The following is a 25461-nucleotide window of genomic DNA, read 5'->3' as shown; positions in this document are numbered from 1 at the left end:
GGGGTTAGTTCGTGCATGCTTTGTCACACGGAACCACACCGGCACAGGCCACGATCGCAGTTCCACCGTCGCTCTCTCTCCCGGTGATCGAGGCGGCGTTTCCCCGGCAACTCCACCCGTATTGGCCGAAGTGCCAGGAGAAGACGCGGGCCTGGCTGCTCGAAAAGCGACTCATGCCGGCGGACAAGGTGGAGGAATATGCCGACGGTCTTTGCTACACGGACCTCATGGCCGGGTACTACATCGGCGCCTCCGATGAGGTCATGCAGGCGATCGCCGACTACAGCGCATGGTTCTTCGTCTGGGACGACCGTCACGACCGCGACATCGTGCACGGCCGACCCGCCGCCTGGCGGCTGCTGCGGGACCGGCTGCACTCGGCCCTCGACTCCCCGGGCGAGCACCTGCACCACGAGGACCCACTGGTCGCCGGGTTCGCGGACAGCCTGCTGCGGCTGTACGGCTTCCTCTCCCAGACGTGGAACCTCCGGTTCGCCCGGCACTTCCACGCGGTGATCGACGCGTACGACCAGGAGTTCCACAATCGCACCCGGGGAATCGTGCCGATGGTCGAGGAATACCTCCGGTTGCGCCGGCTCACCTTCGCGCACTGGATATGGACGGACCTGCTGGAGCCGACCGCCGGCTGTGAACTTCCCGACACCGTCCGGAAACACCCGGCATATCGACGGGCGGCGCTGCTGAGCCAGGAATTCGCCGCCTGGTACAACGATCTGTGCTCGCTCCCGAAAGAGATAGCGGGCGATGAAGTGCACAATCTCGGAATCAGCCTCATCACCCATGAGGGGCTGACTCTGGAACAGGCGGTCGTGGACGTGAGGGGTCGCGTCGAGAAAAGCATCGCCGATTTCATCGATGCCGAGCACCAGGCCTTACGGTTCGCCGAAGAACTCGCCGACGGCACCGTGCGGGGAAAAGAACTGAGCGCCGCCGTGGGGGCCTGCCTGAGCAATATGCGGAACTGGTTCAGTTCCGTCTACTGGTTCCACCACGAGTCCGGCCGGTACATGGTCGACAGCTGGGACGACCGGTCCACGCCCCCGTACGTCAACAACGAAGCGGCAGGTGAGAAATGACCGTCGAGTCTGTGAAGCCCGAGACCCCGCCGGCGGTGGGGCCGGGGACCCCGCCCCGGGCGGGCGGCGGGGTCCCCGTCCTCGGCCACGGCTGGAAGCTGGCGCGTGACCCGCTGGCGTTCATGTCCCGGCTGCGCGAACACGGCGACGTCGTCCGGCTGAAGCTCGGGCCGAAGACGGTGTACGCGGTCACCACCCCGGACCTGACCGGCGCCCTGGCGCTGAGCAACGACTTCATCATCGCCGGGCCGCTGTGGGAGTCCCTGGAGGGCCTGCTCGGCAAGGAGGGCGTGGCCACGGCCAACGGCCCGCGTCACCGGCGCCAGCGGCGCACCATTCAGCCCGCCTTCCGGCTCGACGCCATCCCGGCCTACGGCCCGATCATGGAGGAGGAGGCGCACGCGCTCACCGAGCGCTGGAAGCCCGGCGAGACGATCGACTGCACCTCCGAGTCGTTCCGGGTGGCCGTGCGCATCGCGGCGCGCTGCCTGCTGCGCGGCGACTTCATGGACGAGCGGGCGGAGCGGCTGTGCGTCGCCCTCGCCACCGTCTTCCGCGGGATGTACCGGCGGATGGTGGTCCCGCTCGGACCGCTCTACAACCTCCCGCTCCCGGCCAACCGCGAATTCAACCGTGCCTTGGCCGATTTGCATCTCCTGGTCGACGAGATCGTCGCCGAGCGCCGGGCATCCGGTCAAAAGCCGGACGATTTGCTGACGGCATTGCTGGAGGCGAAGGACGAGAATGGCGACCCGATCGGGGAACAGGAGATCCATGATCAGGTCGTCGCGATCCTCACCCCCGGCAGCGAAACCATCGCCTCCACGATCATGTGGCTGTTGCATATGCTCGCGGAGCACCCCGAACACGCCGACCGCGTGCGGGACGAAGTGCAGGCCGTCACCGGTGGGAGGCCGGTGGCATTCGCAGACGTCCGAGGACTCAGGCACACCAACAATGTCGTCGTCGAGTCCATGCGTTTGAGTCCGGCCGTCTGGATTCTCACGCGCCGGGCGGTACGGGACACGGAACTCGGTGGATACCGTATTCCTTCCGGGGCGGACATCATCTACAGCCCGTACGCGATCCAGCGCGACCCCGAGTCGTACGAGCGGCACCTGGAGTTCGATCCCGACCGCTGGCTTCCGGACCGGGTCAAGGACCTCCCCAAGCACGCCATGAGCCCCTTCAGTGTGGGCAACCGCAAGTGCCCGAGCGACCACTTCTCGATGGCCCAGCTGACGCTGGTCACGGCGGCGCTGGCGACCAGGTACCGCTTCGAGCAGGTGGCGGGGTCGAGGGACGACACACGGGTGGGGATCACGCTCCGGCCGCACGACCTGCGGGTGCGGCCGGTGGAGAGGTGAGAGTCCCTGGCCTCAGGCCGCCTCCGGGCCCTTGAACGTCCGCCGGTAGGCGTTCGGGGTGGTCCCGACCGCCCGGACGAAGTGGTGGCGCAGTGCGGCCGCGTTGCCGAACCCCGTTCGGCCGGCGATCGCGTCCATGGTCTCGTCCGTCGCTTCCAGCAGCCGCTGGGCCAGCAGCACGCGCTGGCGCAGGATCCAGCGGTAGGGCGTCGTACCCGTCTCCTGCTGGAAGCGGCGGGCGAAGGTCCGCGGGGACATCAGGGCGCGCTCGGCCAGCTGCTCGACGGTGACCTCCTCGTCCAGGTGCCGTTCCATCCAGGCCAGGACCTCGCCGATCGTGTCGGCCTCGGAGGGCGGCAGCGGGCGCTCGATGTACTGGGCCTGGCCGCCGTCGCGGTGCGGCGGCACCACCATCCGCCGGGCGATCTTGTTGGCGACCTCGCTGCCCTGCTCCTTGCGCACCAGGTGCAGGCAGGCGTCGATCCCGGCGGCCGTGCCGGCGGAGGTGATCACCGGGTCCTCGTCGACGTAGAGCACGTCCGGCTCGACGGCCACGCGCGGGTACCGGCGGGCGAGGTCCTTCGCGTGCTTCCAGTGCACGGCGCAGCGGCGGCCGTCCAGCAGACCGGCGGCGGCCAGCACAAAGGCGCCCGAGCAGACGCTGAGCACCCGGGCGCCGCGGTCGACCCCGCGCCGCAAGGCGTCCAGCAGCTCGGGCGGGAACTCGCGGGACGCATAGCTCTGCCCGGCCGGCACGGCGATCAGATCGGCTCTCTCCAACCGCTCCAGACCGTGTTCGACGTGCAGCGAGAAGCCCGAGTTCATGCGCAGGACCGGACCCTCGGCCGAGGCGACGGCGAAGTCGTACACCGGCAGGCCGTCATCACCGCGGTCGGTGCCGAAAACCTCGCACACCACACCGAGTTCGAAGGGGTTCACGCCGTCGAGCAGGGCGACGGCCACGTTCTGCAGCATGGTTCCCAGTGTGCCTCGCCAGTGGCAGTAATTCGAGGGTCTACGGCAGTACTGCCACTGACGGTAAGGAGTGTGCGGGGTGACAGTGGTGTCCATGGACACGAACCAGACGCAGACACTCATCGCCATGATCTTCGTACTCGGGACGCTGGTCCTCCTGGTCCTCCCGTCGGTGATCGGCCTGGCGCGCGAGCGGCGCATCGACCGTCGGATCAGGGAGGCCCAGGAGGCCCGGGAGAGCGAACCGGCTCAGAAGTCCTCGTCCAGGTCGACGGTCCCCTCGACCGCCACCTGGTACGCGGAGGGCCGCCGCTCGAAGAAGTTGGTCAGCTCCTGAACCCCCTGGAGCTCCATGAAGGAGAAGGGGTTCTCGGAGCCGTACACCGCGGCGAAGCCCAGGCGGGTGAGCCGCTGGTCGGCGACACACTCCAGGTACTGCCGCATCGACTCGGTGTTCATGCCCGGGAGACCGTCCCCGCACAGGTCGCGCGCGAATTGCAGCTCGGCCTCGACGGCCTCCCGGAGCATGTCCGTCACCTCCTGCTGGAGCCGGTCGTCGAACAGGTCCGGCTCCTCCTTGCGGACCGTGTCGACCACGTCGAAGGCGAAGGACATGTGCATCGTCTCGTCGCGGAACACCCAGTTGGTGCCGGTGGCCAGGCCGTGCAGCAGGCCCCGGCTGCGGAACCAGTACACGTAGGCGAAGGCGCCGTAGAAGAACAGGCCTTCGATGCACGCGGCGAAGCAGATCAGGTTGAGCAGGAAACGCCGGCGGTCGGACCGGGTCTCCAGCCGGTCCATCTTCTCCACCGAGTCCATCCACTTGAAGCAGAACGAGGCCTTCTCGCGGATGGACGGGATGTTCTCCACCGCCGCGAAGGCCGCCGCACGGTCCTCCGGGTCGGGCAGGTAGGTGTCGAGCAGGGTCAGATAGAACTGGACGTGCACGGCCTCCTCGAAGAGCTGCCGGCTCAGATACAGCCGCGCCTCGGGGGAGTTGATGTGCTTGTACAGCGTCAGCACCAGGTTGTTCGCGACGATCGAGTCCCCCGTCGCGAAGAAGGCCACCAGGCGGCCGATCAGGTGCTGCTCCGCGGGGGACAGCTTGGCGAGGTCGGCGACGTCCGAGTGGAGGTCGACCTCCTCCACCGTCCAGGTGTTCTTGATGGCGTCCCGGTAGCGCTCGTAGAAGTCCGGGTAGCGCATGGGACGCAGGGTGAGCTCGAAGCCGGGGTCGAGAAGGTTCTGGGTGCTCATCACTGGCAGGCCTCGCAGGACTCGGGGTTTTCCAGGGAGCAGGCGACCGCTTCGGGATCGGCGGTGGCCTGCGCGGGGACGGTGGCCCGGGCGGCGCGGGCGATACGGGTCGCCGGGCGCGAGCGCAGGTAGTACGTCGTCTTCAGCCCGGACTTCCAGGCGTAGGCGTACATCGAGGAGAGCTTGCCGATGGTCGGCGTCTCCAGGAAGAGGTTCAGCGATTGCGACTGGTCCAGGAACGGGGTCCTGGCCGCCGCCATGTCGATCAGGCCGCGCTGCGGGATCTCCCACGCCGTGCGGTAGAGGGCGCGGACGTCCTCGGGGATCCAGGCGAAGTCCTGCACCGAGCCGTTGGCCTCGCGCAGAGCCTCCCGGCTGCGGGCGTCCCACACGCCGAGCCGCTTCAGCTCGTCCACCAGGTAGGAGTTGACCTGGAGGAACTCACCCGACAGCGTCTCGCGCTTGAACAGGTTGGACACCTGCGGCTCGATGCACTCGTACACGCCCGCGATCGAGGCGATCGTGGCCGTGGGCGCGATGGCGAGGAGCAGGGAGTTGCGCAGGCCGGTCGTCGCGATCCGCTCGCGCAGGGCCGCCCAGCGCTCGGGCCAGGTGAGCTCCACGTCGTAGTGGTCGGGATGCAGCACGCCCCGGGCCGTGCGGGTCTTCTCCCAGGCCGGCAGCGGACCGCTCCGCTCGGCGAGGTCGGCCGAAGCCTCGTAGGCGGCGAGCATGATGCGCTCGGCGATCCGGGTGGACAGGGCCTTGGCCTCGGGCGAGTCGAAGGGCAGGCGCAGCTTGAAGAAGACGTCCTGGAGGCCCATCGCGCCCAGGCCGACCGGACGCCAGCGGGCGTTGGAGCGGCCCGCCTGCTCGGTGGGGTAGAAGTTGATGTCGACGACCCGGTCGAGGAAGGTCACGGCCGTGCGGACGGTATCGTCCAGGCGCTCCCAGTCGAGGTCCCCGTCACTCACGAAGGCACCCAGGTTGACCGAGCCGAGGTTGCAGACCGCCGTCTCCCCGTCGTCGGTGACCTCCAGGATCTCCGTGCAGAGGTTGGAGGAGTGCACGACGTGGCCGGGCTCGGCCGTCTGGTTGGCGGTGCGGTTGGCGGCGTCCTTGAAGGTCATCCAGCCGTTGCCGGTCTGCGCGAGGGTGCGCATCATCCGGCCGTACAGCTCGCGCGCCGGGAGCGTCTTCTTCGCCAGGCCCTTCGCCTCGGCCGCCCGGTAGGCGGCGTCGAACTCCTCACCCCACAGGTCGACCAGCTCGGGCACGTCCGAGGGGGAGAACAACGACCACTGCTTGTCGGCGTTCACACGCCGCATGAACTCGTCCGGAACCCAGTGCGCGAGGTTCAGGTTGTGCGTACGGCGGGCGTCCTCGCCGGTGTTGTCGCGCAGCTCCAGGAACTCCTCGAGGTCGGAGTGCCAGGTCTCCAGGTAGACGGCGGCGGCGCCCTTGCGGCGGCCTCCCTGGTTCACGGCGGCGACCGAGGCGTCGAGGGTCTTCAGGAACGGGACGATGCCGTTGGAGTGCCCGTTGGTGCCGCGGATCAGCGAACCGCGGGCACGGATGCGGGAGTAGGCCAGTCCGATGCCACCGGCGTGCTTCGATAGCCGGGCCACCTGGTGGTAGCGGTCGTAGATGGAGTCCAGCTCGTCCTTGGGGGAGTCGAGGAGGTAGCAGGACGACATCTGCGGGTGCCGGGTGCCCGAGTTGAAGAGGGTGGGGGAGGAGGGGAGGTAGTCGAGGCGGCTCATGAGCGCGTAGAGCGCGGCGACCTCGTCCACCGAGCGGCTGGTGTCGTCCTCGGCCAGACCGGCGGCGACGCGCAGCATGAAGTGCTGGGGCGTCTCGACGACCTTGCGGGTGAGCGGGTGCCGGAGCAGGTAGCGGCTGTGCAGGGTGCGCAGGCCGAAGTAACCGAAGCGGTCGTCGGCGCCGGTGTCGACGAGCGCGTCGAGCCGGGCGGCGTGCAGCCGCACGAACTCGGCGGTGCGGTCGGCGATGAGGCCCTCGCGGTGGCCGGCCGCGACGGACTCGGTGAAGGAGGTGACGCCCTGCGAGGCGGCCTCGTCGCGGATGCCGATGGTCAGCAGCCGGGCGGCCAGCCGGGAGTACGCGGGTTCCTCGGAGATCAGACCGGCCGCGGCCTCCGTCGCCAGCTCCCGCAACTCCGTCTCGTCGCCCTGGGCGGACCGGCCGCGCAGCGCGGCGGCGGCGACCCGGCCGGGGTCGGTGTCGGGGAGGTCGGCGGTCAGCTCGGTCAGGGTCCGTAGCAACGCGGCTCCGGGAGCGTCCTGCGTTTCTTCGGCGGCTGAGACCGGTTCGGCTGGCGCGATGGTCACGTGGGGGCTCTCCCTCGCTCGGCACGGGGCCTCGTCGAGGGCAGGGGGCAGCACACGAGCGCACGCGGCGTCGCGTCCACCGGCCCATTCCACGAGGCCCGGACGTCGGAGCACACCGGCCGGGTGGCCGGGTGCGCTGTCGGCAGGTCCTCGGACTGATTCGTGTGCACGAAACGTGCACAAGTACACCGTTGCGGGACAGTTCCGGATTCGCACCGGATTCCCCTGCGGCGACAGCGAGCATGAGCATACATCTTGTGCCGGGCGCGCATGGCACCCCCAGATGTTGTGTCGTGCTGGTGTCAGAGCGTCAACTCCACATGACAGCGGGCCGCCGTGAATCCTTCTCACGGCGGCCCGCTGCGGGTGGTGTGCGGTCGTTCGCGCGGTTTCCCGCGCCCCTAATGGGCGCTACCGGCGGTCGCGGGCGGGAGCTCCACCTGGACCCCCGGGTCGCCCGCGTCCGCCGTGTAGTCCTCCGGCTTGGTCTCGTCGATGCCTTCGGGGGCCTTCACGGCCTTCAGGACGAAGGTCAGGACGACGGTGACGACGACGTTCAGGACGAACGCCGTGAGGCCGATGTACCCGATCTCCCCGATGCCGGGGATCTCCTTCGCGCTGCCGCCGAAGTGCTTCTGGGTCGGGGAGGCCACACCGTACGCGGCGGCAGTGCCGTAGATCATGCCGACCGCCCAGCCCGCGAGCAGTGCCCAGCGGTGGAACCAGCGGGTGAACAGGCCGCCGACCAGGGCCGGGAAGGTCTGCAGGATCCAGATGCCGCCCAGGAGCTGGAAGTTGATGGCGACCGTCTTGTCCATGGTGAGCACGAAGGCCAGGGCGCCCACCTTCACCAGCAGGGAGACCAGCTTGGAGACCTTGGTCTCCTGCGCCGGTGTGGCGTCCGGCTTGATGAAGTCCTTGTAGATGTTGCGGGTGAAGAGGTTCGCGGCCGCGATGGACATGATGGCCGCGGGCACCAGAGCGCCGATGCCGATCGCCGCGAACGCCACGCCCGCGAACCAGTCCGGGAACATCGTCTCGAACAGCTGCGGAATGGCCAGCTGGCCGTTCTGCACCTTGATGCCGGCCGCGATCGCCATGAACCCGAGCAGCGCGAGCAGACCCAGCATCAGGGAGTACAGCGGCAGGATCGTGGTGTTGCGGCGGATCACGTCACGGCTCTTCGAGGACAGCGTCGCCGTGATCGAGTGCGGGTACATGAAGAGGGCCAGGGCGGAGCCCAGCGCCAGTGTGGCGTAGGTCCACTGGCCCGCCTCCGACGGCACCAGCGCGCCGCGCGGCGCACCCGTGGCCGGGTTGGTCTGGCTGTAGGCCTCGCCGGCCTTGGCGAAGATGTCGTCGAAGCCGCCCAGCTTGATCGGGATGTAGATGATCGCCACCGCGATGACGATGTAGATCAGCGTGTCCTTCACGAACGCGATGAGCGCGGGGGCCCGCAGACCCGACGAGTACGTGTACGCCGCCAGGACGCCGAACGCGATCAGCAGCGGCAGGTCCTTGATGAACCAGTTGGTGTTCTCGCCGCCGCCGACGCCCATCACGTCCAGCACGGCCTGGATACCGACGAGCTGGAGCGCGATGTACGGCATCGTCGCCAGGATGCCGGTCAGGGCCACAGCGAGCGACAGGCTTTTCGAGCCGAAGCGGCCGCGTACGAAGTCGGACGTCGTGACGTACCCGTGCTTGTGGGAGACCGACCACAGGCGGGGGAGGAACGTGAAGATCAGCGGATACACCAGGATCGTGTAGGGCACCGCGAAGAAGCCGGCCGCGCCCGCCGCGTAGATCGCGGCCGGGACGGCGACGAAGGTGTACGCCGTGTACAGGTCGCCGCCCAGCAGGAACCAGGTGACCCAGGTGCCGAACGAGCGGCCGCCCAGGCCCCATTCGTCGAGGCTGTGTTCGTTCTCGGCCTTGCGCCAGCGCGCTGCCAGGAAGCCCATGACCGTCACGGCCAGGAAGAAGAAGATGAAAACGCCGAGTGCGACGCCGTTCACGCCGTCCTTCACCGCGCAGCACCGCCCTTCGCGGCCGAGCGGGCGCGCTGGTCACGCTGCCACAGCTTGTAGGCGATCATCGTCAGGGCGGTGGAGATGAGCACCCACGCCATCTGGTACCAGTAGAAGAACGGGATCCCGATGAAGGCCGGGTCGGTCTTCGCGTACGAGCCGACCCACAGCATGGCCACGAACGGCGCTACGAGGCAGACGGCGATGACGACGCGCATGGGCGTCACCACCGGCCCTCTGCTGACTTCTGGGGCTTGCGACATCAGGCGGCTCCGTCCCCTTGGTGATCACCTGTGCGATGCGCAGGCAATCTAGGTCAGGGTGCGGCGACAGCGGAACCCCTCGTCCGCAATGCGGTACCCAACCGGAAGCCGGTCCCGCAGCAGCCCTCGGCGGCGGCCAAGTCCCTGTCCGGGGCGGCTAGTCGGCGGGCCGCTTCAGCCGGGCCACGAACTTGTACCGGTCGCCCCGGTATACCGACCGCACCCACTCCACCGGCTGCCCGTCCCGGTCCAGCGAGTGCCGGGAGAGCATCAGCATCGGCAGGCCGACGTCCGTGCCGAGCAGTCCGGCCTCGCGCGGGGTGGCCAGGGACGTCTCGATGGTCTCCTCGGCCTCCGCGAGTCGGACGTCGTAGACCTCGGCCAGCGCGGTGTACAGGGACGTGTACTTCACCAGGGAGCGGCGCAGGGCGGGGAAGCGTTTGGCGCTCAGGTGGGTGGTCTCGATGGCCATCGGCTCGCCGTTGGCCATGCGCAGCCGCTCGATGCGCAGCACGCGCCCGCCGGGCGTGATGTCGAGCAGCCCGGCCAGGCGGTCGTCGGCGGTGATGTAGCCGATGTCCAGCAGCTGCGAGGTGGGTTCGAGGCCTTGGGCGCGCATGTCCTCGGTGTACGAGGTCAGTTGCAGCGCCTGCGAGACCTTCGGCTTGGCGACGAACGTGCCCTTGCCCTGGATGCGCTCCAGCCGGCCTTCGACGACCAGCTCCTGCAGCGCCTGGCGCACGGTCGTGCGGGAGGTGTCGAACTCCGCCGCCAGCGTGCGCTCGGGCGGAACCGGCGTGCCGGGCGCCTGGGTTTCCGTCATGTCGAGCAGGTGCTTCTTCAGGCGGTAGTACTTGGGCACGCGCGCGGTACGGACGGGCACCCCGTTCTCGTTCTCCGCACTGCTGACCTCGGTGCTCATGCTCCGCCTTCCCGGCTCGTCCGCCGACACGATCCCACTTGTATACCGTCGGCGCTTCTTTTGGTCTAGTCCACCATTCCCTGTGGTCTACCCGCAGTATGCCGTGTGCACCCGGGTTTTCGCTGGCTTCTTACTTAAAGGTTCCTGCATATGTAGGTCGCATAACGGCTGGTCAGGGCTGTATGGGCAGCCTTGACAGGCCTGCCGGTCTGGTCCAAGCTCCCCGTAATGGTCTACACCATTGGTCCAGGCCCGGCCCCACGTTCACTGCGGGGAGCCAGGGGGGTTGTGGGATCCCTGAGGAGGGTGGCGTGAAGCGCAAGCTGACAGCCGCGATCGGTATCGCGGGCATGATGGTCTCCATCGCGGCGTGCGGCGGCGAGGGGGGCGGGGGTTCCGACAAGGGCGCGGACGCCAAGGAGCTGACCGTCTGGCTCACCGTCGACGCCCAGAACAACTGGCCGGAGCTGGTGAAGGCCGCCGATGCCGCGGTGCAGAAGAAGCACCCCGGCGTCAAGATCAACCACGAGTACTACGGCTGGCCCGACAAGAACGCCAAGCTCGACGCCGTCCTCGCCACCGACAAGGTGCCCGACGTGGTCGAGATGGGCAACACCGAGATGCTCGGCTACATGGTCAAGGGCGCCTTCGCCCCCCTCGACCAGGGCACGTTCGACAACGCGGACGCCTGGCTGGACGGCCTCAAGGCCTCCGTCACCTACGAGGGCAAGACCTACGGCGTCCCCTACTACGCCGGTGGCCGCGTCGCCAACTGGCGCAAGGACGTGGCCGCCTCGGTCGGGGTGAAGTCCACGCCGAAGACGTACAAGGAACTGACCGACGCCCTGGACAAGATCCAGAAGAAGCAGGGCGACCAGTACAACGCCTGGTACCAGCCCACCCGCGACTGGTACGCGGCCATGTCCTTCGTCTACGACGCCGGCGGCGCCATCGCCACCGAGTCGGGCGGCCAGTGGAAGGCCTCCCTCTCCTCGCCCGAGTCCCTCAAGGGCCTCACCGAGTTCAAGAACGTCATCGACCGCTACATGCACGGCGACAAGACCAAGGACGAGGCCGACCGCTACATCGTCTACGGCCAGGGCAAGTCCGCCATGATCTTCGCGGCCGCCTGGGAGGGCGCCACCGCCGAGGACCCGAAGAACGACAAGACCGGCAAGCTCAAGGGCAACCTCGAGAACTTCGTGATGCCCGGCCCGTCCGGCAAGAACATGCCCGTCTTCCTCGGCGGCTCCGACCTCGCCGTGCCGGTGAAGTCCGACGCGCAGGCCCTGGCCGCCGAGTGGATCAACGCGTTCACCGGCTCCTCCGGACAGAAGGGCCTGATGGCCAAGGGCAACCTGCCCAACAACAAGACCGACCTCGCGACGCTCAAGAACGACCCGAAGACGGCGGTGCCCGCCACCGCTGCCGAGTCCAACTGGTTCGTCCCGATGGCTCCCGGCTGGGGCCAGGTCGAGAAGGCCCAGATCCTGCAGACCATGCTGCAGAGCATCGGCACCGGCAAGAAGTCCGTCGAGGCCGCCGCCAAGGACGCGGACGCGGCGATCGACAAGGTCATCAACACCAAGTGACCTGAGCCCAGGGCCCCGTCACCTCCCCGCAGTCCGGGGACGGGGCCCTGATTCTCGTACGATTTGAGGGACCGCCAAGGAGCGCGCGATGAGTGCCGCAGACACCACCACACCTGCCAAGGTGCCGCCACCGCGGCAGGCACCACCGCCGCTCCCGAGGGACCGGCGGCCCCGCGGGCAGCGCACGTCCGGCGGGGCCCATGCCCCCTGGTTGCTGCTCGCGCCCTGCCTGCTGATCCTCGCCCTGGTCATGGGGTATCCGCTGGTCCGGCTGGTCACCCTGTCCTTCCAGAAGTTCGGTCAGTCCCAGCTGTGGGGCTTCCAGCCGGCCGAGACGGTCGGGTTCGACAACTTCGCCGAGGTGCTGGGCGACGGCGAGTTCTGGGCCGTCGTCCTGCGCACGATCGTCTTCGCCGGCGGCGCCGTCGTCTTCACCATGGTGATCGGCATGGCGCTCGCCCTGCTGCTCCAGCGGGTCTCCGGCTGGCTGAAGATCCTCATCAGCATCGTGCTGGTGGCCAGCTGGGGCATGCCGGTGATCGTCGCGACCACGGTGTTCAAGTGGCTCTTCGACTCGGACTACGGCGTCTTCAACGCCCTGCTCAGCAAGTTGCCCGGCGTCGAGATGATCGGCCACAACTGGTTCGCGAGCGGTCCCGAGGGCCTGGCGGTGATCATGCTGCTGGTGATCTGGGGAGCCGTGCCGTTCGTGGTCATCACGCTCAGCGCCGGCCTCACCCAGGTCCCGAAGGAACTGGAGGAGGCCGCACGCCTGGACGGCGCCGGCTCCTGGGGCGTCTTCCGCTATGTCACCCTGCCCGTCCTCAAGCCGATCATCGTGATGCTCACGACCCTGTCGGTCATCTGGGACATGGGCGTCTTCCCCCAAGTGTTCGTCATGCGCAACGGCCACCCCGAGCCGGAGTTCCAGGTCCTCAACACCTACTCCTACGACCGGGCCTTCGTGGTCAACGATTACGCCCAGGGTTCGGCCATCGCGCTGATCACCGTCCTGCTGCTGCTCGGCGTCGTCGCCGTCTACATGCGGCAGATGCTGAAGATCGGAGAGGTCGAATGAGCACGCTCGCCGGAACCGGCCGCCGGAGGAACTCGCGGCTCGGCTGGAACCTCCTCGGCCTCCTCGTCTTCGTCACCGCGGGCTTCCCGCTCTACTGGATGCTCAACACGGCGTTCAAGCCCGCCGAGGACGCCATCGACGCGGATCCGAGCCTGCTGCCGACCGGCGTCACCCTCGACAACTTCAGCCGGGCACTGGACATCGCCGACTTCTGGGGCCCGGTGGGCCGCAGCCTGGTGGTGTCGCTGGCCGTGGTCGTCATCGGCATCGTCGTGGGGCTGCTGGCCGCGCTCGCCATCTCCCGGTTCGCCTTCCGCGGCCGGAAAATCGTGATCGTGGGCATCCTCGCCGTCCAGATGGTCCCGCTGGTCGCCATGATCATCCCGGTGTTCCTGCTCCTCAACGACCTGGGCCAGTACGACCGGCTCACCGGCCTCATCATCACGTACCTGACCTTCATCCTCCCGTTCACGGTGTGGACGCTGAGGGGCTTCATCGTCAACATCCCGAAGGAACTGGAGGAGGCCGCCATGGTCGACGGCTGCTCCCGCACCGGCGCCTTCCTGCGGGTCGTCTTCCCGCTCCTGGCCCCCGGCATGGTCGCCACCTCGGTCTACGGTTTCATCCAGGCCTGGAACGAGTACCTCTACGCCCTGATGCTGCTCAGCCAGAAGAACCAGACCGCGACCGTCTGGCTCGGCAACTTCACCACCAAACACGGCACCGAATACGCCCCGATGATGGCCGGCGCCACGATGATGGCCGTGCCGATCGTCGCCCTCTTCCTCCTCGTCCAGCGCAAGATGGCCGCGGGCCTGACCGCGGGCGCCGTGAAGGGATGACCCCACCCGATGACGACACTCGCCAGCGGCACCGACACACTCACCCGCGACGCCCTGACGGTCCTCCAGCCCGGCTTCACCGGCACCACCGCCCCCGACTGGCTGCTGCGGCGGCTCGGTGAGGGCCTCGCCTCCGTCGGACTGTTCGGCCGCAACATCGCCTCCCCCGGCCAACTGGCCGCCCTGACCGCCCAGCTGCGGGCCGAGCGCGACGACGTCCTCGTCGCGATCGACGAGGAGGGCGGTGACGTGACCCGCCTGGAGGTGCGCAGCGGCTCCTCCTTCCCGGGCAACCACGCCCTCGGCGCGGTCGACGACGTGGAGCTGACCCAGCAGGTCGCCCACGAGCTGGGCCGCCGCCTCGCCGCCTGCGGCGTCAACCTCAACTGGGCACCCTCCGCCGACGTCAACTCCGACCCGCGCAACCCGGTCATCGGCGTCCGCTCCTTCGGCGCCGATACCGCACTGACCGCCCGGCACACCGCCGCCTACGTCACCGGCCTGCAGTCCGCCGGAGTCGCCGCCTGCACCAAGCACTTCCCCGGCCACGGCGACACGGCCGTCGACTCCCACCACGCCCTGCCGCGCATCGGCATCTCCGCCGACGTGCTGGCCGAGCGCGAACTGACCCCGTTCCGCGCCGCCATCGCCGCCGGCACCCGGGCCGTCATGAGCGCCCACATCCTGGTCCCCGCCCTCGACCCCGACCGTCCGGCCACCCTGTCCCGGCGCATCCTCACCGGCCTGCTCCGCGGCGAGCTCGGCTACGACGGCCTCATCGTCACCGACGGCATGGAGATGCGCGCCATCGCCGGCACCTACGGCATCGAACGCGGCAGCGTCCTCGCCATCGCCGCGGGCGCCGACGCGATCTGCGTGGGCGGCGGCCTGGCCGACGAGGCGACCGTACAGCGCCTGCGCGACGCTCTCGTCGGAGCCGTGCGCGTCGGTGAACTCCCGGAGCAGCGCCTGGCCGAGGCCGCCGAACGGGTACGCGCCCTGGCTCGCTGGGCGGGCACGACGGGCCGCCCGGCCGACGGCACCCCGGGGGCCCAGGGCACCCAAGGCACCGAGGTCGGCCTGCACGCCGCCCGCCGCGCCCTGACCGTGACCGCCGCCCCGGGCCTGAACAGCCCCGATGCCTTCGAGCCCCTCACCGAACCGCCCTACGTCGCCGCCTTCACCCCCGTCGCCAACATCGCCGTGGGCGACGAGACCCCGTGGGGCGTCGCCGCGGAACTCGTCCACCTCCTGCCGGGCACGGTGACGGGCAGCTTCTCCGCCGGGGACGGCCCGGAGACCGAGGCAGGCGAGAGCGCGGGCCGGGCGGCCCTTCAGGCGGCCGGCCCGCGCCGTATCGTCGCCGTCGTCCGCGACGAACACCGCCACCCCTGGATGGCCTCCGCCCTCGACGCCCTGCTGGCGGCCCGCCCCGACACCATCGTCGTCGAGATGGGCGTCCCCCAGGCCGCCCCGCGCGGCGCCCTGCACCTCGCCACCCACGGCGCGGCCCGCGTCTGCGCCCGGGCGGCGGCCGAGGTGATCGCCGGGGTCAAGGGGTGGTGAGAGCGGGCGGGTGAGCCGGCTGCTCCGCGGCGCTCCGTGGTCCGGCTGAGGTGAGAGCGAGCAGGTGGACCGGCCGGTTCGGTGCACTCCGTGGTCCGGCCGAGGTGATCGGCGGGGGCATGGCGTTGGTGGGAGTGGGTGGATGAGTCGGCCGGTCCGGCTGCGCTGGGTGTGGGTCCGGCTGAGGTGAGAGTGGGCGGGTGGACCGGCCGGTCCGCTGCACTCCGTGCCGGCCCGGCCGAGGACACCCTCGCCGTGCCCTTGGTTGGGTGCCCTTACCGCAGTGGACCCGCCGAGGCGCGGATGCGGATGCCATGGAGACCCTCGGCCGATGCGGCCTTCACCACCGACCCGTCTTCGCTCGCGGCGGCCGCAATCGGAAGCATGGTTGTAAGGCTGCGTCCGAATGTAGTACTTGTTATACATGAGCGAGCAGGTTCACAACAGGCTGGCCGTGGTGCGGGCCGAGCACAAGGTGTCGCGCCAGAGCCTGGCCGAGGCAGTGGGAGCCCACTACCAGACCATCGGCTACATCGAGCGGGGGCAGTACAACCCGAGCCTCGACCTGGCGCTGAAGATCTCCAGGTTCTTCGGTCTGCCGGTCGAGGCCCTCTTCTCCCTCGAACCGTTCCGGCCGCTCACGCACGAGGTCTACGGGAGGAACCAGCCATGACGACGACACGCCTGACCCGCTACGACCGGAGCATGCTGCGGCTGATGAACGACCGCCGCGCGGCGGCCTGGTACGCCACGGCGGCGCGCCGCCGCCTGGCCGTCGCCGCCCATGTCACCCTCACCGTGGCCATCGGCGCTCTGATGACCCACTTCTTCCTCGCCGAGGGCGAGCCACTGTGGCCCGTGGCCGTCACGGCAGTACTGCTGCTGCCCTGGATGGTGGCCACCGGCGTGATCAACGGCGCCACCCGAGGTGTGCTGGAGCTGCGCGAACGCGCGCTGGACGAGCGCCAGTCGGCAGAACGCAGCCACGCCCTGGCCCGGGCTCACCGTGTGACGACCCTGCTTCTGGCAGCGGTCGTGGTCACGCTGCTGATCACGGGCGGGGTCGCCGGCGACGCCCCGAAGGCCTATGCCGCACCCCTGCTGATCGCCGTCCTCGTCGTCCACTGGGTGATGCCCCTGTGGATGGCCGGCTGGCGCGCTCAGGACGAACCGGCCGAGGACGACGTGTTGGAGGCGGAGATACTCGGCCGCTAGGCAGGGCTCTCGGTCGCCAGGCCTGTCGTCGGATCGGGCGGCAAGGACGTGACGATGCCGACCGGTTCGGTCGGGAGACCCTGGCTAGATCCCCTGCCACTCCGGCTTGTTGGCGTAGGTGTGCCGGAAGTAGTCCGCCAGCTTCAGCTTCGACGCGGCGGCCTCGTCGACGACGACGGTCGCATGGGGGTGGAGCTGGAGCGCGGACGCCGGGCACACCGCGGCGACCGGCCCCTCCACGGTCGCCGCGACCGCGTCGGCCTTGCCCTCGCCGGTGGCGAGCAGCACCAGATGCCGGGCCTCCAGGATGGTGCCGATGCCCTGCGTGATCACGTGGTGCGGCACCTGGTCGATGTCGCCGTCGAAGAAGCGCGCGTTGTCGATCCGGGTCTGCTCGGTCAGCGTCTTGATCCGGGTCCGCGACGCCAGCGAGGAGCACGGCTCGTTGAACCCTATGTGCCCGTCGGTCCCGATCCCCAGCAGCTGAAGGTCCACGCCTCCGGCGTTCGACAGCGCCTTGTCGTACGCCTCGCACGCCCCCGGCACGTCGTCCGCCGTGCCGTCCGGGCCCGTGAACTGGTCCATCCCGATCCCCAACGGCTCCAGCACCTCACGCCGCAGCACCGAGCGGTAGGACTCCGGGTGATCGGCGGGCAGCCCCACGTACTCGTCGAGCTGCGCGATCCGAGCCCGACCGACATCCACGGCACCGGAGCGCACCTTCGCCGCCAGCGCCTCGTACACGGGCAGCGGCGTCGAGCCGGTGGCCACGCCGAGCAGGGCACCGGGCTTGCGTCGGAGCAGCTGGGCCATGGCCTCGGCGATGAGCTCGCCGCCCGACTTGGCGTCCGGAACGATGACAACTTCCACGCTGGGCCTGCCGATCTGAGAGGAGTGCCGATCTGAGGGGAGTGTTCAGTGGGACTGGACCCGCTAGGGTCACGTGGTTTAGACCAATCTAACAGAGGGGGACTGCCCCTCCCAGGGTCGGCACCGGCGCTCCCGCGGGGGCGACGCCACCGTGCCGACCAGGTCACCAGGGGGTGAACAGCGCTCTGCTCATCACCCTCGGAGGCAGTGCCCCAGGAGGCAGTGCCCTGGGAGGCGCCGGACCACCTGCGCGAGTTTCCCGGCCGGACGATGGCCCGGGCGATGGCGGAACAACCGGCCGTCCTACGCCGGCTCGTGTCCGGCCCCCGCCAGCTCCTGGCCCACGTGGTCACCCTCGCCCGGGGCCAGGGCCCGGACGCGCCCCGGGCGCCGGCGAAGGTGACGGAGACGCACTCAGGACGGGGAGGTCCAGAGCGCCACCGCGGGCCGCGCTACTTGGTCGTCGCGAACACCGTGCCCCGCCCGGGCTGTCGCGAACACCGTGCCCCGCCCGGGCTGTCACGGTCAGTGCCCCGCCCGGGCTGTCACGGTCAGTGCCCCACCCGGGCTCGCACGGTCACCGCGCCACCACGACCCACCCCTCCACGCCTACGTGAGCGAACCCCCCGTCACATCCACCCAACTCCCCGTCATCCATCGCCCACCGTCCGACACCAGGAACGCCACCACGTCGGCGACCTCGGCGGGCTCGCCGACCCCGCCCAGTGCCGATATCGCCGCGGCCTTCGCCCAGCCGTCAGGGCTGCCGTGCAGCAGTTCTGCCGTGTTGTCCGTGTCGATGATGCCCGGGGCCACCGAGTTCACCGTGATGCCCCGGTGTCCCAGCACCTTGGACAGGTCTCGCGAGAGAACGTCCAGCGCGCCCTTCGTCATTGCGTACGTCATGTAGTCCGGCATCACCGCCGTCCTGGCCAGCCCCGACGAGATGTTGACGACCCGGCCGCCGTCCCGCAGGCGCGTCATGCCGTGCTTGAGGATGAAGAACGGCGCCTTCACGTTCACCGCGAAGACCTCGTCGTACTCCCGCTCCTCCAATTGCCCGATCGGCCGTGTGGTAGCGATCGCCGCGTTGTTCACCAGGATGTCCAGCCCGTCCGCGTAGCGGTCGAACTCCTCCCACAGTGCCTCGGCGTCCCCCGGCAGGCCCAGCTCCACGCCCACCGCGAACGCTGAGCCCCCGGCCCTCTCGATCGCCGCGACCGTCTCCTTCGCCGCCGTCTCGTTCCTGCCGTAGTGCACCGCGACCCGTGCGCCGTCACGCCCCAGCCGCTCGGCGATTCCTCGCCCGATGCCCCTGCTCGCCCCTGTGACGAGTGCCGTCCTGCCCGTGAGTACGCCCATGACGGGCCCCCTTCTCATTTACCTAGCGGTCGCTACAGAAATGACCGTACAGCAGCCCGGCGACATTTCTCTAGTGCCCGCTATAAAATGCATCCCATGGTGAACGACGACGGAACCGCGAAGGCCCCGAAGGAGCCCGACGCCACGAGTGCGAGGGTCATCGGTGGTGGCAAGACCAAGGCCAGGCCTCGTGGCCGCCCCCGCTCCTTCGATCGCGAGACCGCGCTGGAGAAAGCTCTTCTGGCCTTCTGGGAGCACGGTTACGAGGCCACGTCCGTCTCCGACCTCACCCGTGTCATGGACATCGGCGCGCCCAGCCTCTACGCGGCTTTCGGGGACAAGCGCTCCCTCTTCGACGAGGTCGTCCGCGTGTACGGCACGCGACACGGATCCTTCACCGACCGCGCCCTCGCCGAGGAGCCCACGGCGCGGGCCGCCGTCGAGCGCATCCTCCGCGAAGCCGCCGCCGTCTACACCGAACCCGGCCACCCGCACGGCTGTCTCGTCGTCCACGCGGCCGCGAATTGCTCCAACCCCGAGGTGGAGCAGTCGCTGCGGGACCGTCGCAACGCCAACATCGCCGCGTTCGAGAGCCGCATCAGAGCCGATATCGCCGCCGGCGTGCTGCCGCCGGCCACCGACGCCGCCGCACTGGCCCGCCACACCGGGGCGATGATCCAGGGCATGTCACAACAGGCGCGCGACGGGGCGAGCCGGGAGGAACTGGAGGCCGTCGCGGAAATTGCCCTGTCCATCTGGCCCCGCACGGGAACCCATACGGGTTAGGCTGCCTGCTGGGCGGCGGTGTCTCCGACGTGCCGCAGAAAAGACAACGACGAACAGCCTCCCACGCATGGACACTCACAAGTGGTCTAGTCCACAATGCGTAACGAGCGCGCGTGTGCAACGCGCACCAGACTCCGTCTTCCCCGCACAGGAAGGCGGACCGAGGAACCGAGGCTCTCTGCCCTGACTGCCCCGGATCCTCATCCTTCGGCCGACCGGGACCGCACACCCCACGGCCGATGTTGCTCCGGGCTGCGGTGCCGGGAGGGTTGAGGGTCCCTCTCAGGCGCCGCGGCCCGCGGGTGTTTCAGGGCCGTACGAACCCCCGGGTACGCTCGCACACGTGCCCTCCATGAACGAACTCGTACGCCAGCACACCGCCCTCGACGACACCGACCTCGAGTGGCTGCACCTGCTGGTCTCGGAGTGGCAGCTGCTCTCCGATCTCTCCTTCGCCGACCTGGTCCTGTGGGTCCCCACCAGCGACGGCGCCCGGTACGTCTCGGTCGCCCAGATGCGACCCAACACCGGCCCGACCTCGTACCAGGACGACATGGTGGGCCACCTCGTCCCGCGCGGCCGCCGCCCGATGCTGGACGTAGCGCTCGACGAGGGCCGCATCGTGCGCGAGGGCGACCCCGAGTGGCGCGAGGAGGTACCCGTCCGGGTCGAGTCGATCCCCGTACGGCGGGAAGGACGCGTCCTCGGCGTCATCGCGCGCAACACCAACCTCCTCACCGTGCGCACTCCGAGCCGTCTGGAGCTCACCTATCTGCAGAGTGCGTCCGACCTCGCGCAGATGATCGCGGCCGGATCCTTCCCGTTCGCGAACCAGCAGCTCGACATGGACGCCTCTCCCCGGGTGGGCGACGGCCTGATCCGGCTCGACGCGGACGCCATCGTGCAGTACGCCTCCCCGAACGCCCTGTCCGCCTACCACCGGCTCGGCCTCGCCTCCGACCTCGTCGGGCAGCACCTGGGCAGGACCACCGCCGAACTCGCGCCGACCCGGGGCCCGGTGGACGAGGCGCTCGCCAAGGTCGCCAGCGGCTGGGCGCCGCGCGAGTTCGAGATCGAGGCCACAGACGGAGTGATCCAGTTCCGCGCCATCCCGCTCAAGCCGAAGGGCACCCGGATCGGTTCCCTCGTCCTGCTCCGCGACGTCACCGAACTGCGTCGCCGTGAGCGCGAGTTGATCACCAAGGACGCGACCATCCGGGAGATCCACCACCGGGTCAAGAACAACCTCCAGACCGTGGCGGCGCTGCTCCGCCTCCAGGCCCGGCGTATCGAGTCCGACCGTGGGCGCGAGGCCCTCGAAGAGGCGGTGCGGCGCGTCGGATCGATTGCGATCGTGCACGAGACGCTCTCCCAGAACCTGGACGAGCGGGTCGAGTTCGACGACATCGCCGACCGCGTGCTGGCCATGGTCGCGGAGATCTCCCCGGGCAAGGTCGCAGGTCGGCGCACCGGCCGCTTCGGCATTCTCGACGCCGAGGTCGCCACCCCGTTGTCGATGGTGCTGACCGAGGTGCTGCAGAACGCGCTGGAGCACGGTTTCCGTGAGGGCGACACCGGCACGGTGGAGGTCTCGGCGGTCCGTGGCGGCACGACCAAGGAAGCCCGGCTGCTGGTCACGGTCCAGGACGACGGGGTCGGCCTGCCGGAAGGGTTCGATCCGCACACCGCCGGCAATCTCGGCCTGCAGATCGTGCGGACTCTGGTGGAGGGCGAATTGGGAGGCACTTTCGACATGGTCCCGGCCCCGGACCGCGGCACCCGCGTCATCCTCGACCTCCCCGTGCGAGCGCAGAAGTAGCGGAAACCACAGTCCCGGACGAGGCGCCGGGCGGCGAAGAGGGCCCGGAAAGCGATGAGCCCCGGACCACCAAGTGGTCCGGGGCTAAAGCTCGTTGCTGCTTAACTAAGCGCATCGGGGGAACTGCGCGCTGCGGCTCGGGGGCGGGAGATGCGTACTCGCTGTACGCGCCGCCAAGCTCAGGCTGTCAGCAGGGGTGGGTTGTCAGGCGGAGGCCTGACGAGCCCGGTTGCGGGCGGCGCGGCGCTTCATGGCGCGGCGCTCGTCCTCGCTGAGACCACCCCAGACGCCGGAGTCCTGACCGGACTCGAGCGCCCACTGCAGACACTGCTCGATCACCGGGCAGCGACGGCAGACGGCCTTGGCTTCCTCGATCTGCAGCAGCGCAGGACCGGTGTTGCCGATGGGGAAGAAGAGCTCGGGGTCTTCCTCGCGGCAAACGGCGTTGTGACGCCAGTCCATGGCTGCTACCTCTCCTTGGTATTACATGCAGGGCTTGCTTGTGAATGTGAACGCTTTCACGAATCCCTCAACAAGTGAAGGGCCGACTGCCAGGTTCCCCGGCAAAGGTCCTGTGAGTTGAAGAGGGGTTCTGGTGATCAGTGGAGGCCGGTGTTGCGGGCCGTCTCGATCGCCACGTAGAGACTCGCAAACCTCAGCGGCGGATACAACCCCTTCTGGAAAGTTTTTTTTGATTCTTCGGTGTCGACTAGGTCACAGCCGTACTTCCATGGGGTGGATCCTGGCCTAAACGTTCGAGTGAAAGGACTTTAGCCAGTTCTGCTCACACAATCACACGCAGTGCACGGCGTACGCCTGTGAACGTCACGCTTGTTCGCAGGCCCAGGTGGTCACCGTCCATCTGGAGGGGGAGCGGGACCTTCGAATGCAAGGTGAACTCTGTCAAGTCATGCAGAGAGGTGGCGTGCTTGCCATGGGGTCCCCGCTCGGGGGACGAAGTGAGCAACTGGGTGCCATACCGGGCAACCGCCGCGGTGGACAGGCGGCTGAGACCGAAGAGATCGAGCCCGGTATCGAACGAGGCTTTAGGTGCCGCGTAGATCGGGCGATTCCCCAGAAACGTCCAGGGCGAGGTGTTCGAGACTATGGACAGCACCAGATCGGTGATCGGGTCGTGGCCGGCCCGCTCCAAGGTGATCGTCCCGTTGCGGCGGTTCGGCTCGCCCAGCAGCTGGCGCACGACCTGACGCACGTAAAGGGCGTGTGTGGATTTCCGGCCGCGTTCGCGGTGCTGCTCCACACGACCCACCACACCGGCGTCGAAACCGAGGCCCGCGTTGAAGGTGAACCAGCGGGAGGGCACCGCTTCGTCCTCCGTGCCCGGAGTGCCCGAGGTCAGACCCAGGCCGACGGTGCGTTCGCTGCCGTCGCGCAGGGCGTCCAGCAAGGCGCCGGTGGCCTCCACGGCGTCGTTGGGCAGGCCCAGGGCGCGGGCGAAGACGTTCGTGGAACCGCCCGGGACCACGGCGAGACGGGGCAGATGCCCGGGAGCGGGACCGGCGTGCAGAAGGCCGTTGACCACTTCGTTGACCGTGCCGTCGCCGCCGAGGGCCACCACCAGGTCGATGTCGTCGCTGTCGGCCGCGTGCCGCCCCAGGTCGCGCGCATGGCCGCGGTACTCGGTGGTGACCGCCTCCAGCTTCATCTCGCTGGCGAGCGCATGGATCAGTACGTCGCGTGTGCGCGCACTTGTGGTGGTTGCCGCCGGATTGACCACGAGAAGTGCACGCATGACTGGCAGCGTACCTACTGGGTGGTACCCGGCCCATACCGAGGTAGGGATCGAGTAAGAGAGTGGGGGTGAACCGCGCCACGGGGGGCGTGTACGGCGAGGGCTACCCTTCAGGGGTGAGCAGTGAGCAGACCCCCACCACCGAGGAAACCACCGGCCCCCGCCCCCGGCGTCTGACGTATGCCGCACTGCTGGCCGCGCTGGAAGGGCTCGCGCTGGCCGTCGGCGGCGTCTGGATTCTCGTCCTCGGCCTCACAGGGCATCCGGACGACCGGCAGCAGGCGGTCACCGGAGGCATCACTCTGGTCGTGCTCGCGCTGCTGCCGTTGATCGCGGCCCGCGGCCTGCTCGCGCTGCGCAGCTGGAGCCGCGGTCCGGCGGTGATCACCCAGCTCCTGGCGCTGCCGGTGGCCTACAACCTGCTGCAGGCCGACAGCATGGCCATTCCGGCAGGGATCGCCCTCGCGGTCGTGGCCGTCGCCTCGCTCGTGCTGCTGGTGAACCCCGAGACAACCCGGGCCCTCGGAATCCGCGGGCCCGGCACCCCCGGCAACCTGGAGAAGTAGCCGTCACTCCTCGACGAGGAGCTTCTCTCGCAGCTGCGCCAGTGTGCGCGCCAGCAGTCGGGAGACGTGCATCTGCGAGATGCCGACCTCCTGCGCGATCTGCGATTGGGTCATGTTGCCGAAGAACCGCAGCAGCAGGATCCGCTTCTCACGCGGCGGGAGATCCTCCAGCAGCGGCTTGAGGGACTCCCGGTACTCCACGCCCTCCAGCGCCTCGTCCTCGGCGCCGAGGGTGTCCGCGACCGCCGGGGACTCGTCGTCGGTGTCGGGGACGTCCAGGGACAGCGTGGAGTACGCGTTGGCGGACTCCAGGCCCTCCAGGACCTCCTCCTCCGAGATCGCCAGCTTCTCGGCGAGCTCATGGACCGTGGGGGAGCGGCCGTGCATCTGCGAGAGCTCGGCCGTGGCCGTCGTCAGCGCCAGGCGCAGCTCCTGCAGCCGGCGGGGGACGCGCACCGCCCAGCCCTTGTCGCGGAAGTGCCGTTTGATCTCGCCGACGACCGTGGGGGTCGCGTACGTCGAGAACTCCACGCCGCGGTCCGGGTCGAAACGGTCCACCGACTTGATCAGGCCGATCGTGGCGACCTGGGTGAGGTCGTCCAGCGGCTCCCCGCGGTTGCGGAAGCGGCGGGCGAGATGCTCCACGAGCGGCAGATGCATTCGGACCAGCTGGTTGCGCAGCTCCGCGTACTCCGGGCTGCCGCTGCTCAGGGTGCGCAGCTTGAGGAACATCTCGCGCGCCCCGCTGCGGTCGGTGGCGCCGTGGTGCGCATTCTGCGCGTGGTGCTTGCGCGGCGCCTGATCCTCGGAGTGTCGCTCGTGCTCGCTCATCGTCCCGCCCGTCGCCCTTCCCCGAGCCCTCGCCTCCTCCGCCACTCTCGACTCCGCGGGAGTGGGGGGACCCCCCTGGGCCGGGTGTACGGCGATGTCCCCGCCCGGAGGAGCGCTCCGCACGGCACCGTCCCCCTCCCGCCCGCCGCCCGGGAGGACGGCCCCCGCGGAGTCGTCCTCGGGATGCGGGCGGGCCTGCTCGGGGATGCCGTCGATGCCGTCCGCCATGCGCCGGGCACTGCTCGGGCCGCTCGTGCCCGTGGCCTCGGCCGGCCGCTCTCGTGTGCCGCGCTCTTCGTCCCGCACCGGCCCGTCCTCGCTCCTCACGCCGGCCCGGGTCCCGCGCCGCGCTGTTTGTAGAGGCTGATCGAAACGGTTTTGTCCTTGTCCACGGCGGAGGAGACCTTGCCCGCGAGAGCGGACAGGACGGTCCACGCGAAGGTGTCCCGCGAGGGGGCATGGCCATCCGTGGTCGGTGCCGAGACGGTGACCTCGAGCGAGTCGTCGACGAGGCGGAACACACAGCTGAGCACTGAGCCGGGCACGGCCTGCTGAAGCAGGATCGCGCAGGCCTCGTCCACCGCGATGCGCAAATCCTCGATCTCGTCGAGGGTGAAGTCCAAACGGGCCGCGAGACCGGCCGTGGCCGTACGCAGCACCGACAGGTAGGCACCCGCGGCCGGCAGCCGGACTTCGACGAAGTCCTGGGTCGCGGGCTCGCCTGCGATCTGGGACACCCTCACCTCCATGGTGGTACAAGCGTTTCAGGGCCGAGGGTCGCCCCCCGGGGGTAACGCGATACGTGGTTCAGCGGTGACGCTATCGCGCTCTCGACGATCCTGTCCCCGGGACCCCAACCCCTGTCGTTACTCACAGTAAACCTGTGGATACGCTCCGTGTCTAGGGGTTGGGCGGGCCC

At 69.2% G+C, this 25461-nt stretch carries 24 protein-coding genes and 1 riboswitch; of the genes, 12 read left to right on the top strand and 12 right to left on the bottom strand.

Annotated features, from left to right (window positions below; genetic code table 11):
- Positions 1-11 precede the first annotated feature (11 nt).
- The gene (gene cyc1 / locus ABTX62_RS07895) at positions 12-1097 is read left to right on the top strand and encodes an epi-isozizaene synthase (RefSeq protein ID WP_352115357.1); all 1086 of its coding nucleotides are present in this window, start codon (positions 12-14) and stop codon (positions 1095-1097) included.
- Entirely contained in the window at positions 1094-2464 is a 1371-nt protein-coding gene (locus tag ABTX62_RS07890; protein ID WP_352115356.1) for a bifunctional albaflavenone monooxygenase/terpene synthase, read from the top strand. The genes cyc1 and ABTX62_RS07890 overlap by 4 nt, the downstream gene beginning before the upstream one ends.
- 12 nt (positions 2465-2476) lie before the next feature.
- Here ABTX62_RS07890 and ABTX62_RS07885 read toward each other — a convergent pair whose 3' ends face one another.
- On the bottom strand, positions 2477-3439 hold the full coding sequence (locus ABTX62_RS07885) for a GlxA family transcriptional regulator (protein ID WP_352115355.1): 963 nt from the start codon (positions 3437-3439) through the stop codon (positions 2477-2479).
- Positions 3440-3533: 94 nt separating this feature from the next.
- Here ABTX62_RS07885 and ABTX62_RS07880 point away from each other — a divergent pair, with 94 nt between their 5' ends.
- A complete protein-coding gene (locus ABTX62_RS07880; RefSeq protein WP_352115354.1) occupies positions 3534-3776 on the top strand; it encodes a hypothetical protein in 243 nt (80 codons plus the stop codon).
- Here the strand turns inward: ABTX62_RS07880 and ABTX62_RS07875 are convergent.
- The 5 genes from ABTX62_RS07875 to ABTX62_RS07855 form a co-directional block, all read right to left on the bottom strand.
- Entirely contained in the window at positions 3689-4696 is a 1008-nt protein-coding gene (locus tag ABTX62_RS07875) for a ribonucleotide-diphosphate reductase subunit beta (RefSeq protein ID WP_352115353.1), read from the bottom strand. The two genes, ABTX62_RS07880 and ABTX62_RS07875, sit on opposite strands and share 88 nt — an antisense overlap.
- Positions 4696-7047 carry a ribonucleoside-diphosphate reductase subunit alpha gene (locus tag ABTX62_RS07870; RefSeq protein ID WP_352115352.1) on the bottom strand — a complete coding sequence of 784 codons (2352 nt, stop codon included), beginning with the start codon at positions 7045-7047 and terminating at the stop codon, positions 4696-4698. Before ABTX62_RS07870 ends, ABTX62_RS07875 begins: the two co-directional genes overlap by 1 nt.
- A 124-nt stretch (positions 7048-7171) precedes the next feature.
- Positions 7172-7297, bottom strand: a riboswitch (cobalamin riboswitch).
- 151 nt (positions 7298-7448) lie between these two features.
- Positions 7449-9077 carry a monocarboxylate uptake permease MctP gene (gene mctP, locus ABTX62_RS07865; RefSeq protein ID WP_352115351.1) on the bottom strand — a complete coding sequence of 543 codons (1629 nt, stop codon included), beginning with the start codon at positions 9075-9077 and terminating at the stop codon, positions 7449-7451.
- Positions 9074-9340 carry a DUF3311 domain-containing protein gene (locus ABTX62_RS07860; protein ID WP_352115350.1) on the bottom strand — a complete coding sequence of 89 codons (267 nt, stop codon included), beginning with the start codon at positions 9338-9340 and terminating at the stop codon, positions 9074-9076. Before ABTX62_RS07860 ends, mctP begins: the two co-directional genes overlap by 4 nt.
- Positions 9341-9497: 157 nt before the next feature.
- Entirely contained in the window at positions 9498-10262 is a 765-nt protein-coding gene (locus ABTX62_RS07855; protein WP_283971516.1) for a GntR family transcriptional regulator, read from the bottom strand.
- 311 nt (positions 10263-10573) lie between these two features.
- Between ABTX62_RS07855 and ABTX62_RS07850 the strand changes: the two genes are divergently transcribed.
- The 6 genes from ABTX62_RS07850 to ABTX62_RS07825 all read left to right on the top strand — a co-directional run bounded on the left by ABTX62_RS07850 (position 10574) and on the right by ABTX62_RS07825 (position 16555).
- Positions 10574-11854: an extracellular solute-binding protein gene (locus tag ABTX62_RS07850; RefSeq protein ID WP_352115349.1), complete on the top strand. Its 1281-nt coding sequence runs from the start codon at positions 10574-10576 to the stop codon at positions 11852-11854.
- A gap of 88 nt (positions 11855-11942) precedes the next feature.
- Positions 11943-12932, top strand: a complete 990-nt coding sequence (locus ABTX62_RS07845; protein WP_352115348.1) for a carbohydrate ABC transporter permease — start codon at positions 11943-11945, stop codon at positions 12930-12932.
- On the top strand, positions 12929-13774 hold the full coding sequence (locus tag ABTX62_RS07840; RefSeq protein ID WP_352115347.1) for a carbohydrate ABC transporter permease: 846 nt from the start codon (positions 12929-12931) through the stop codon (positions 13772-13774). The genes ABTX62_RS07845 and ABTX62_RS07840 overlap by 4 nt, the downstream gene beginning before the upstream one ends.
- Positions 13775-13783: 9 nt before the next feature.
- Positions 13784-15340 carry a glycoside hydrolase family 3 protein gene (locus ABTX62_RS07835; protein ID WP_352115346.1) on the top strand — a complete coding sequence of 519 codons (1557 nt, stop codon included), beginning with the start codon at positions 13784-13786 and terminating at the stop codon, positions 15338-15340.
- A gap of 424 nt (positions 15341-15764) precedes the next feature.
- Positions 15765-16013 (top strand): helix-turn-helix transcriptional regulator, encoded by a 249-nt coding sequence (locus ABTX62_RS07830; RefSeq protein ID WP_283971521.1) that lies wholly within the window; start codon positions 15765-15767, stop codon positions 16011-16013.
- Complete coding sequence (locus tag ABTX62_RS07825; RefSeq protein ID WP_352115345.1) at positions 16010-16555, top strand: hypothetical protein; 546 nt, start codon at positions 16010-16012, stop codon at positions 16553-16555. Before ABTX62_RS07830 ends, ABTX62_RS07825 begins: the two co-directional genes overlap by 4 nt.
- 84 nt (positions 16556-16639) lie before the next feature.
- On the opposite strand, the gene nagB is transcribed toward ABTX62_RS07825, so the two are convergent.
- Entirely contained in the window at positions 16640-17425 is a 786-nt protein-coding gene (gene nagB / locus ABTX62_RS07820; protein WP_352115344.1) for a glucosamine-6-phosphate deaminase, read from the bottom strand.
- A 609-nt stretch (positions 17426-18034) separates the two neighbouring features.
- Positions 18035-18787 carry an SDR family oxidoreductase gene (locus ABTX62_RS07815; RefSeq protein ID WP_352115343.1) on the bottom strand — a complete coding sequence of 251 codons (753 nt, stop codon included), beginning with the start codon at positions 18785-18787 and terminating at the stop codon, positions 18035-18037.
- A 96-nt stretch (positions 18788-18883) separates the two neighbouring features.
- Between ABTX62_RS07815 and ABTX62_RS07810 the strand changes: the two genes are divergently transcribed.
- Positions 18884-19573: a TetR/AcrR family transcriptional regulator gene (locus ABTX62_RS07810; protein ID WP_352115342.1), complete on the top strand. Its 690-nt coding sequence runs from the start codon at positions 18884-18886 to the stop codon at positions 19571-19573.
- Positions 19574-19925: 352 nt separating this feature from the next.
- On the top strand, positions 19926-21392 hold the full coding sequence (locus ABTX62_RS07805) for a sensor histidine kinase (RefSeq protein WP_283971544.1): 1467 nt from the start codon (positions 19926-19928) through the stop codon (positions 21390-21392).
- A 204-nt stretch (positions 21393-21596) separates the two neighbouring features.
- Here ABTX62_RS07805 and ABTX62_RS07800 read toward each other — a convergent pair whose 3' ends face one another.
- Together ABTX62_RS07800 and ABTX62_RS07795 are read right to left on the bottom strand one after the other, a co-directional pair.
- Positions 21597-21854 carry a WhiB family transcriptional regulator gene (locus ABTX62_RS07800; RefSeq protein ID WP_003992873.1) on the bottom strand — a complete coding sequence of 86 codons (258 nt, stop codon included), beginning with the start codon at positions 21852-21854 and terminating at the stop codon, positions 21597-21599.
- A gap of 322 nt (positions 21855-22176) precedes the next feature.
- On the bottom strand, positions 22177-23145 hold the full coding sequence (locus tag ABTX62_RS07795; RefSeq protein WP_352115341.1) for a diacylglycerol/lipid kinase family protein: 969 nt from the start codon (positions 23143-23145) through the stop codon (positions 22177-22179).
- A 116-nt stretch (positions 23146-23261) separates the two neighbouring features.
- Between ABTX62_RS07795 and ABTX62_RS07790 the strand changes: the two genes are divergently transcribed.
- Entirely contained in the window at positions 23262-23711 is a 450-nt protein-coding gene (locus tag ABTX62_RS07790) for a hypothetical protein (protein ID WP_352115340.1), read from the top strand.
- Positions 23712-23714: 3 nt separating this feature from the next.
- Here ABTX62_RS07790 and ABTX62_RS07785 read toward each other — a convergent pair whose 3' ends face one another.
- Together ABTX62_RS07785 and ABTX62_RS07780 are read right to left on the bottom strand one after the other, a co-directional pair.
- The gene (locus tag ABTX62_RS07785; RefSeq protein WP_352115339.1) at positions 23715-24848 is read right to left on the bottom strand and encodes an RNA polymerase sigma factor SigF; all 1134 of its coding nucleotides are present in this window, start codon (positions 24846-24848) and stop codon (positions 23715-23717) included.
- Positions 24849-24865: 17 nt separating this feature from the next.
- Positions 24866-25279, bottom strand: coding sequence for an ATP-binding protein (locus ABTX62_RS07780; RefSeq protein ID WP_003992877.1), 414 nt, complete (start codon positions 25277-25279; stop codon positions 24866-24868).
- Between the last annotated feature and the right edge of the window lie 182 nt (positions 25280-25461).

The organism is Streptomyces sp. NPDC096046 (assembly GCF_040303285.1).
Taxonomy (GTDB): domain Bacteria; phylum Actinomycetota; class Actinomycetes; order Streptomycetales; family Streptomycetaceae; genus Streptomyces.
This window is presented reverse-complemented; position numbering and strand designations above follow the sequence as displayed.